Consider the following 9,739-nt stretch of genomic DNA (forward strand, 5'->3'; position numbering starts at 1 on the left):
TTCCCAGGAAGGCTTCGTTTAGTAGCCCAGGAACAGCTGTGGCAGGAACAGCGACAGCTGTGGAATATAGGTGACGGCCAGCAGCAGCGCGACAAGCACCACATAGAAAGGCAGCAGTGGCTTGAGCACCTGAGAGATGGCAACCTTGCCGACCGAGCAGCCGACAAACAGGGCCGACCCAACCGGAGGCGTGCAGATGCCGATGCACAGGTTGAAGGTCATCATCACACCGAAATGCACCGGATCCATGCCCAGATCCTGCACGACCGGCAGGAAGATCGGGGTGAAGATCAAAAGCGCAGGCGTCATGTCCATGAAGGTGCCAATCACCAGCAGGGCAAGGTTGATTGCCAGCAAGATCACGATTGGATTGTCAGACAGGGACATCAGCGCGTCGGAAATGGTGAACGGAATGTCGGAGAAAGCCATTGCCTTCGACATGGCGATCGAACAGCCAATCATCAGCAGCACGATGGAGGTGGTCACTGCTGATTCGAGAATGATTTTGGGCAGATCGAAAATCGTGATTTCGCGATACCAGATCAGCGCCAGGAACAGGGTATAGACCACTGCAACAGCCGAGGCTTCGGTTGCTGTGAAAATACCACCAATGATGCCACCCATGATGATGAAGATCAGACCCAGTGGCAGCACGGCATCACAGGACTTCTCAAGCACTTCCTTCCAGGTTGGCTTGGGGGCCAGTGGATAGCCGCGTTTCTTGGCAATGAAGCCAGCCACGGCCATCAGGCCAAGGCCCATCAGGATACCGGGAATGTAACCCGCCACGAACAGAGCGGCGATCGAGGTGCCGTTGGTGATTAGGGAATAGACAATGAAGGTGGTCGATGGCGGGATCAGCAGACCGGTTGGGCAGGAGGCAATGTTGACCGCGGCCGAATAGGCCGGATCATAGCCCTCTTTCTTTTGCACCGGAGCCATCACCCCGCCCACGGCAGCAGCCGAGGCCACAGCCGAGCCGGAAATCGCACCAAACATCATGTTGGCCAGCACGTTGCAGTGGGCCAGTGAGCCGGGCAGACGACCGCCAAGGATCTTGGCAAATTCGATCAACCGCATGGCGATACCGCCCCGGTTCATGATGTTGCCTGCCAGAATGAAGAAAGGGATCGCCAGCAGAGTGAAGCTGTCCAGACCAGACGCCATTTGCTGGGCGACGATGAAGATCGACTGATCAAAGGTGAAGGAGATCACCATAAATGTGAAGAAGGTCGCAATGCCGATCGCAAAGGAGATGGGCACACTGAGGGCCATCAACAGAATGAAGATCGAAAAAAGCGTGATTGTTGCTTGCCATTCCATAGCTCAGATTTCCTCTTTCGATCTCAGGACGTTTGGGTGTCGTTTGGGCTGTCCGGATCGAGCAGCTCAACGATCAGAACCACGCAATAAAACAGCATGGTTGCGCCAGAAAAGGGAATGGCACCATACACATAGCCCATCGGAATGCGGAGTGCCGGGGTGACTTGTCCCTTCTGCAACGTGTCCATCATCAACTGCCAGCCGCCATACATCATGACGACAATGACAAAGGCGGCGATAATGAAGTAAACCGCGATGCGGATATTGCGCAGGCTCTTGCCTTCCAGCCAGAGGCTGACAACGTCGATCGCCAGATGGCGCTTCTGGCCCAGCGTGTAGGCCGCGCCCATGAAAGCGACCCACATGAACAGGAAGCGGGCAATCTCGTCAGTTGTGGTGCTCGGTGTACCAAGAATGAAGCGGGATACGACCTGCCACACGACACAAATGACCAATATGGTGAAAATCGCAACCGTCAGGCTGCCTAGGACCCCGTTCACAAAGCGAACAGCATGTTTCATGCCCGCACTCCCATAAAAATAGCGCTCGGCCCGACAAGGTCGGGCTCGGGTTGACATTCTGGGAAACTGAAATTGGTCGGCCAATTTCGACACAACCCAAAATGCTGGATTTGCGCAGTCTCTCAGCGGTCGCCGAACGGGGCGACGAAACCAAGATCATACACGCAGTATGTTGGGGGATGCTGGCACGTTTTTTCCTCCCGAAAAGAGCGCTGGCGGTTTTTAAAGCCCAGATTTGTGCGGTTTTCCTGTGAAAATTGCCGCAAATCGGTGGGCCATGCCAGTCAGTATCGGAATAATCCGGCATCTCACTCACCTATACACATCGCTCAAAAAACAAAATTGGTCAACCAAAATAAAAATTGTTTGACAAAAATTCGAAAATGGCGAATTGTTTGGTCGACCAAATTAGAAAATTGGTTAGACCGCATCGCAGCATTAAGACACTCGATTCTGTTGCGATGCGCCATACAAAGCTCACCGCGGCCGTCCGAAACAATCAGCGTACGGGTGGTCTGAGACAACGAAGCCGACTGAATTCTTCAATCGGGAGGGAAATCGATGAAACGCAATCTTGCCGTTCTTGGTGCAGTGGCTGGTGCCGCATTCGCACTGACCGCAACCGCTGCCAGCGCAGTGACCCTGAAGCTGAACCACAACAACCCGCCAGAGCATCAGCTGCACAAATCCATGGAGTTCATGGCTGACCGTGTGAAAGAGCTGACCAATGGCGAAGTGAAGATCCGCGTCTATGCCAACGCCCAGCTTGGCACTCAGCGTGAATCCATGGAGCTGGTTCAGAATGGCACGCTCGCCATGGCCAAATCCAACGGCTCCGAACTGGAAGCCTTTGAAGAATCCTACACCGCCTTCAACCTGCCATACATCTTCACCTCCGAAGACCATTACTATGATGTGCTGTCCGGTGAAATTGGCGACGACGTGATGATGGCCTCCCGTGACAAGGGCTTCATTGGTCTGACCTATTACGTGGAAGGCGCACGCTCCTTCTATGCCAACAAGGCCATCAATTCTCCGGCCGATCTCAAAGGCATGAAAATCCGCGTACAGCCATCCCCATCGGCTATTCGCATGGTGGAATTGCTTGGCGGCAACCCGACCCCTATTTCCTGGGGCGAACTCTATTCCGCTCTGAAACAGGGCGTTGTTGACGGCGCTGAAAACAACCCGACCGCTCTGACCACTGCGCGTCATGGTGAAGTCTCCAAAGTCTATTCCGACGATGGCCACACCATGATTCCTTCCGTTGTGGTGATGTCGACCAAGGTTTGGGACGACCTGTCCGAAGACCAGCAGAAAGCCCTGAAACAGGCTGCCCGTGAATCCATGGATTTCCACCGTGCGGAATGGAACAAGACGGTTGCTGCTGAAATCGAAAAAGCCAAAGCCGAACTCGACGTGAAATTCGTTGAAGTCGAAAAAGGCCCGTTCATCGAAGCCGTTCTGCCAATGCATGAAGAAGCTGCATCGAAATCCGAACGCGTTGCAGACCTGATCGAACGCATCAAGGCTGTTGCCAAGTAACAAACGGCAAGCAACAAACGGTCTGTGACCGTTTTGCAGGTTGCCCGTGCCCCTTGAGGCAACCGAATGAAACGCTTCGGCATGGCGGATTGCCGCCATGCCTCCTCGCTGGACAAGCCCCCGGCAATCAAAGACAGGAAGACAAACCATGGTCCTCGAACGTTCCGAACTGGCCGAAAACGCGCTCCAATGCCTCCATGACGAGGCTTATGATCTGCCCTATAACAATCAGGCGCTCAACCACCAGACCATGCTGTTTGTCGAAGGTCGTGAGGCCGAAAGTCTCAACGGGTCGTGGAACTTCTGCGTTGATCTGCTGGATACAGGCCTGCGCCAGAAATGGTTCGCTCTGGAAAAGATGGACCCGATTGATCGGATCGAACCCTATGATTACGATCCCTATATGGGCGAACAGGTCGAGGTGCCTTCCAACTGGCAGATGCTGAAGGAGAAATGGTACTTCTTTGAAGGCAGTGCCTGGTATTCTCGCCCCTTGATGATCGACAAATTATCCGCTGACGAGCGCAAGTTCCTGCGCATTGGCGCGGCCCAATATGACTGCAAGATTTTTCTCAATGGAGATTTTCTGGGCAACCATTATGGTGGCTCCACCCCTTTCTGCTTCGAGTTGACCGGTGCGCTCCGCGAAGGGGAAAACTGGTTGATGCTCTGCGTGAATAACACGCGCACGACGGATCGTGTGCCCATGCGCAACACCGACTGGTTCAATTATGGTGGCCTCTATCGCGAGGTGGCGCTCTACACCACACCCAAAACCATCATTCGGGATCTCTATGTGGCTTTGGTGGCTGATGGGACCTATTCACGCATTGCCGTGGAAGTGCAGGTCGACGGCCCGGCGCGAGGCGATGTGGAGTTTTCCATTCCCGGATTGCGCCTCTATGCCAGCCTGACGCCGAATGAGAATGGCCTCGCCAAGGCGGTCCTCGAAGCCTCGCCAGAGCTGTGGTCCCCTGACACGCCGAAGCTTTATGATGTGGTCGCAAGCATCGGTGACGACGAGGTGCGCGACCGGGTCGGTTTCCGCCAGATCGAACAGATCGGCGCCGAGCTGCGGTTGAATGGCGCGCCATTGTTCCTGCGCGGCATCTCTGTGCATGAGGATGATTTCGATACTGGCAAGGTGACATGCGAGAATGACATCCGCCGCCGTTTTGAGCATGCGCGTGAATTGAACTGCAATTTCCTGCGCCTGGCCCATTATCCGCATCATGAACTGGCATCGAAGATTGCCGATGAAATGGGCTTCCTGCTGTGGGAAGAGATCCCTGTCTACTGGGCCATCGACTTCGAGAATCCGGCCACTTACAAGGATGCCCAGAATCAGCTGATCGAGTTGATCAAGCGCGACCGCAACCGCGCCAGCGTTATCATCTGGTCGGTCGGCAACGAAAATCCGGACACCGATGCCCGCCTTGATTTCATGCGCTCATTGGCCCAAACCGCCAAGGCCTATGATCCGACCCGCCTGACATCGGCAGCCTGCCTGATCAACCATGCCAAAAAGAAGATCGAGGATCGCCTGTCTGACTATATCGACGTGATTGGCATCAACGAATATTACGGCTGGTATGAAGAGAATTTCGAGGATCTGGTCGAAATCGGCATCAACAGTGCACCAGACAAGCCGGTGGTGATTTCCGAAACCGGGGCCGATGCGGACATCAGCAGCACTGGACCCAAGGCCGGGCTCTTCAGCGAAGCTTATCAGACTCATGTTTATGAACGGCAGATTGAGACTTTGCGTGCCTTGGACTATGTAAAGGGGATTTCTCCGTGGATTCTGTATGACTTCCGTGTTGAGAGACGCCAGAATATGTTCCAGCAGGGCCGCAACAAGAAGGGTCTGATCGCCGGAGACAAACAGACCAAGAAGGAAGCCTTTCACAAGCTCGCGGCATTCTATGCACAGAAGCAGCAAGAGCAAGAGGCTTGCAAGAACAAGAACGGGAAGTGAGGTCCCAGATGATCCCGGAAGCTGGCAAGAGACGCTACCAGGAAGTCGCAGAGGCGCTGAAAAAGGAGATGATCGAGCAGCATCTCATTGTCGGCACGCGTTTGCGCACCGAACGGCAGATCTCTGATGACTTCGAAGTGTCCCGCTCCGTTGTACGCGAAGCCATCATCATGCTCGAGATTGAAGGACTGGTTTCGGTGCGCAAAGGCTCGGGCACCTATATCGCCCGGTTACCCAACCAGTCCGAGAAGACCGAAATGGCGCGCAGTGACATCGGTCCGTTCGAGCTGTTGCAGGCCCGTCAGCTGTTGGAGAGCAACATTGCGGCCTTTGCGGCGACCATGGTCACCAAGAATGACATCACGCGCATGCAGGAAGCGCTTGATATGGAAATTCAGGCCATTGAGGCCGGGCGCGACGATTATGATGGCGATGAGTGGTTCCACAGGCTGATCGCCGAGTCCACCCAGAATAGCGTATTGGTCGATATGGTTGCTGATATGTGGCGGCTGCGCGAGGGCAACAAGATCTGGGATGGCCTGCATGCCCGCATCTTTGATGAAAGCTATCGCAAGCAATGGCTCGATGACCATCAGCAGATCCTGACCGCCCTCAATCGCAAGGATCCGGGCAAGGCACGGGATGCCATGTGGAACCATCTGGAGAATGTCCGCAACACCCTGTTGATCCTGTCCGATGTTGAGGACCCGAAATTTGACGGCTACTTGTTCAAGACCCCAAAGGTCATCAAGCTCAACAAGCCGTAATGTTATCAAAATTGTACCCGTTTGGCCTGAGGGGCTGCGAACTGGACGGTGTACCGAACAATAAGAGGCAAAGCCATGAAGCAGACCTGGCGCTGGTTTGGGCCAAATGACCCTGTAACCCTGCAAGATATCCAACAGGCCGGTGCAACGGGCATCGTCACCGCTCTGCATGATCTTCCCAACGGGGTCGTCTGGCCGCGCGAGGCAATTGCCGAACGCAAGAAAATGATCGAGGAAGCTGGCCTTGTCTGGTCGGTTGTGGAATCGATCCCGATCCACGAGGATATCAAGTTACAGCGTGGTGACTGGCGCCAACTGATAGCCAACTGGGCGCAAAGCATGCGCAATCTTGCCGCCGAAGGCGTTACCAATATCTGCTACAATTTCATGCCGGTGATCGACTGGACCCGCACAGACCTTGCATGGGCCCTGCCCAATGGAGCCCGCTGCCTGCGCTTTGATCAGGACCGCTTCGTCGCCTTTGACTTGTTCATCCTCAAGCGCGAAGGGGCCGAGGCTGACTATTCGCCAGAAGATATGGCTGCCGGTCGCAAAGCCTTCGAAACCATGAGCGATGAAGAAAAGGATCAATTGGTCCGCAACATCATTGCCGGTTTGCCGGGCTCGGAAGAAAGCTACACAATTGAGCAGTTCGCCGCCCAGATCGCGCTCTATGATGACATCGATCAGGACCGCCTGCGCGCCCATCTGGCCGACTTCCTCAATGGCGTTCTGCCGGTCGCCGATGAAGTGGGGGCCACCATGGCCATCCATCCTGATGACCCTCCGCGCTCGATGTTCGGTCTGCCGCGCATCGTCTCCACTATCGAGGATATGCGCGCCCTGCGGGCCATCAATGACAGTCCGGCCAATGGCTTTACTCTCTGCTCTGGCTCCTATGGGGTGCGCGAAGGCAACGATCTGGTCGCGATGATCGAGGAATTTGCCGAGGTGATCCATTTCTTCCATTTGCGCGCCACCAAGCGTGATGGCAACAGCTTCTATGAAGCGGATCATTTTGGCGGCGACGTCGATATGGTTGAAGTCATCCGGGCCTTCAAGGCTCTTGAGGATCGGCTGGGGCGCTCACTGCCATTCCGCCCCGACCATGGGCATCAGATTCTGGATGATCTGACCCGCCGCTCCAACCCCGGCTATCCGGCGATCGGGCGCCTCAAAGGTCTGGCCGAATTGCGCGGCGCCATGCTGGCGCTAGGAGCAACCGTCGAATAAACAACAAGACCCCGCAACCAAGAAGAAACCCGGAAAAAGACAGGCTCTTTTCCGGGTTTTGTGTGCTGACAAGTGGTGCGGGCCTGATTAGCCGGTCCGCACCTGTCGGATGAACCGCTCGACTTCGAGTTTGAGATTCTCCGCCTGTTCCGACAATTCTCCCGCTGCGCTCATGACTTCGCTTGAGGCGGCACCTGCCCGCTTGGATGCATCCGAGACGGCCTCAACGTTGGTATTCACCACTTCAGACCCTTGCGCAGCCTGATTGATGCTGCCGGCAATTTCATGGGTGGCGGTATTCTGCTCTTCCATTGCCGCCGCAATGGCGGTCGAAATGTCGCTGACCCTCTGAATGACCGTACTGACGCTTTCCATCGAGCCGGAAGCCTGCTTGCTGGCTCCCTGAATGCTGGAGATCTGTTGGCTGATCTCCTCGGTCGCTTTCGCTGTCTGACCCGCCAGCGCCTTCACCTCGCCCGCGACCACAGCAAAGCCCTTGCCTGCAGCCCCGGCACGTGCCGATTCTATGGTGGCATTGAGCGCCAGCAGGTTGGTCTGTTCGGCAATGCTGGCGATCATTTCGACCACTTTGCCGATATTGTCGGCCGTTCCTGCCAGTGCGACCATTTGCTGGTTGGTCTCGTTGACCTTTTCGACGGCCTCCACCGCAGCATTGGCAGCCAGAGCAACCTGCTCGCTGATTTCTCCGATGGTGGCGGTCATTTCTTCGGTGGCCGAGGCAATGGTCTGCACGTTGCTCAAGGTCTGGGTCGAGGCGGCCGAGGCCTGCGACGCCTGCTGTGCGGTCTCCTCCGAGACATCCGACATGGATTGCGCGGTGCCGCTCAGTTGCGTCGAGGCACTGGAAACCGCATTGACGATGCCACCCACATGATCATCAAAGTCGTCGGCCATCTGCATCATCAATTGATGCTTCTCTTCTTCAGCCTGCTGTTTGGCGAGAGCCTGCTGCTGTTCCAGCTCGCGGCTATGAATGCCATTTTGCTTGAAGACCTCCACGGCAGTGGCCATTTCGCCCAGTTCATCCCCGCGCTCGCATCCCGGCACATCGACACCGAGATCATCGTCGGCCAGTTGCTTCATGGCATGGGTCAGAGTGACCACCGGTTTGGCAATGCCTCGGGCGATGAAGATCGCGGCGACCAGACCGAACAAGACCGCCAGCAGGCCAAAGATCTGCTGAAAGCGTTGGGCGCTATCCAGATTGCGTGTGGTCTCATCACTCAGCGTGTTGCTGTCGGTTTCGATCATCTGTTCGATTTGTGCCGTCAACGCAATCATCGCCTTGGCATTCATGTCGAGCACATTGTCGCGCAAGGCGTTGCGTTCATTGATCAACTTCACAAGACGCTCAAAGGAGCGGACATACTCCGCCACATCCTGACGAACCTGCGCCAACTTGGTGCGCAGTCCGGTATCGCTGAGATTGTCTTCCAGTTTGCTCAGCATCGTTTCAAGGGATTTGAATTCCCCCTTGGTTTGATTTGCCAGATCGGCCGAGTTCACATCAAGAAATTTCATGACCAACAGGCGTGCTTTGAGCAGGTCCTGTTGCGCTATGCCTGCCTGCAGGGCGGCCTCATAGGATTGGGCTCTGGAGGCTTCGTTCGCAATATGTGACAGATTGTTCAGGATCGCCATGCCGGTCGGCGACAGAATGTTGTAGACGACATCATGGCGCATCTGCATCTGGGTGGCGATCTGCTGATAGGCATTCTTGTAGGATTCCATCTCCGTCTCGACAGAGGTGATGGCAGCCCTGAAGGTCGGCGCGGTCATGACTCCCCGCGCGCTGGCGATCAGCTCGCGCAGATGCTCCTGCCCTTTGACGAAAGCACGCTGATCTTCCTCTTCACCGCTCTTGATGTAGGATGCCGCCTTGAGCTGTACATCATAGACCGTTGCGCGAATGTCAGCGCTTAGGGCCGCCTGACGGGACATGTTTTTTGTTGCTGTGAAAGCGGTTCCCAACCCTTTCAGCTCGATGATGCTGGACAGAACCAGCGCCACCATGGTCACAAGCAAAATGCCAAAGCCGATATAGATGCGCGTACCGATTTTGAGCTTCTTCATCAAGGAGATTGAACCTGAGACTTCTTGTCTTGAGGTTGGTTTGTCCGACCCGCTCGGACCATTCCGCGAATCATAGGGCATGTTGTTGAATCCTTTTGCCATCACACAGGCACCAATTACAGGTTGAAATGGTTAGTAAAATATTACTGACTTACTCCTACTGCGTCACTTTTCTGGCTGTGCATTTTTGTCTATTCCATTTTCTTCGACAACATGGGCAGAATTCGAGAGATTTCACTAGGGATTGTGCGATGAGAATACGCAAGGTTGCGATTGAG

General features: G+C 55.2%; 7 protein-coding genes. 4 read left to right on the forward strand and 3 right to left on the reverse strand.

Annotated features, from left to right (window positions below):
• Positions 1–18: 18 nt before the first annotated feature.
• On the reverse strand, positions 19–1,323 hold the full coding sequence (locus tag FDK21_RS18370) for a TRAP transporter large permease (RefSeq protein WP_114007872.1): 1,305 nt from the start codon (positions 1,321–1,323) through the stop codon (positions 19–21).
• A 23-nt stretch (positions 1,324–1,346) separates the two neighbouring features.
• Positions 1,347–1,844: a TRAP transporter small permease gene (locus tag FDK21_RS18375; protein ID WP_138150387.1), complete on the reverse strand. Its 498-nt coding sequence runs from the start codon at positions 1,842–1,844 to the stop codon at positions 1,347–1,349.
• A gap of 561 nt (positions 1,845–2,405) precedes the next feature.
• Here FDK21_RS18375 and FDK21_RS18380 point away from each other — a divergent pair.
• The 4 genes from FDK21_RS18380 to uxuA all read left to right on the forward strand — a co-directional run bounded on the left by FDK21_RS18380 (position 2,406) and on the right by uxuA (position 7,367).
• A complete protein-coding gene (locus tag FDK21_RS18380) occupies positions 2,406–3,389 on the forward strand; it encodes a TRAP transporter substrate-binding protein (protein WP_114007870.1) in 984 nt (327 codons plus the stop codon).
• Between the two features lie 148 nt (positions 3,390–3,537).
• Positions 3,538–5,367, forward strand: coding sequence for a glycoside hydrolase family 2 TIM barrel-domain containing protein (locus FDK21_RS18385; RefSeq protein ID WP_138150388.1), 1,830 nt, complete (start codon positions 3,538–3,540; stop codon positions 5,365–5,367).
• 8 nt (positions 5,368–5,375) lie between these two features.
• On the forward strand, positions 5,376–6,134 hold the full coding sequence (locus tag FDK21_RS18390; RefSeq protein ID WP_114007868.1) for an FCD domain-containing protein: 759 nt from the start codon (positions 5,376–5,378) through the stop codon (positions 6,132–6,134).
• Positions 6,135–6,209: 75 nt separating this feature from the next.
• The gene (gene uxuA / locus FDK21_RS18395) at positions 6,210–7,367 is read left to right on the forward strand and encodes a mannonate dehydratase (RefSeq protein ID WP_138150389.1); all 1,158 of its coding nucleotides are present in this window, start codon (positions 6,210–6,212) and stop codon (positions 7,365–7,367) included.
• Positions 7,368–7,454: 87 nt separating this feature from the next.
• Here uxuA and FDK21_RS18400 read toward each other — a convergent pair whose 3' ends face one another.
• Positions 7,455–9,461, reverse strand: a complete 2,007-nt coding sequence (locus tag FDK21_RS18400; protein WP_171022151.1) for a HAMP domain-containing methyl-accepting chemotaxis protein — start codon at positions 9,459–9,461, stop codon at positions 7,455–7,457.
• Between the last annotated feature and the right edge of the window lie 278 nt (positions 9,462–9,739).

The organism is Cohaesibacter sp. CAU 1516 (genome assembly GCF_005771485.1).
Classification (GTDB): Bacteria; Pseudomonadota; Alphaproteobacteria; order Rhizobiales; family Cohaesibacteraceae; genus Cohaesibacter; species Cohaesibacter intestini.

What these genes read in the sequence shown, in the direction of transcription:
- FDK21_RS18390 (WP_114007868.1), top strand. Translation starts at nt 5,376, where the DNA reads ATGATCCCGGAAGCTGGCAAGAGACGCTACCAGGAAGTCGCAGAGGCG.
- FDK21_RS18385 (WP_138150388.1), top strand. Translation starts at nt 3,538, where the DNA reads ATGGTCCTCGAACGTTCCGAACTGGCCGAAAACGCGCTCCAATGCCTC.
- uxuA (WP_138150389.1), top strand. Translation starts at nt 6,210, where the DNA reads ATGAAGCAGACCTGGCGCTGGTTTGGGCCAAATGACCCTGTAACCCTG.
- FDK21_RS18380 (WP_114007870.1), top strand. Translation starts at nt 2,406, where the DNA reads ATGAAACGCAATCTTGCCGTTCTTGGTGCAGTGGCTGGTGCCGCATTC.
- FDK21_RS18375 (WP_138150387.1), bottom strand. Translation starts at nt 1,844, where the DNA reads ATGAAACATGCTGTTCGCTTTGTGAACGGGGTCCTAGGCAGCCTGACG.
- FDK21_RS18400 (WP_171022151.1), bottom strand. Translation starts at nt 9,461, where the DNA reads ATGAAGAAGCTCAAAATCGGTACGCGCATCTATATCGGCTTTGGCATT.
- FDK21_RS18370 (WP_114007872.1), bottom strand. Translation starts at nt 1,323, where the DNA reads ATGGAATGGCAAGCAACAATCACGCTTTTTTCGATCTTCATTCTGTTG.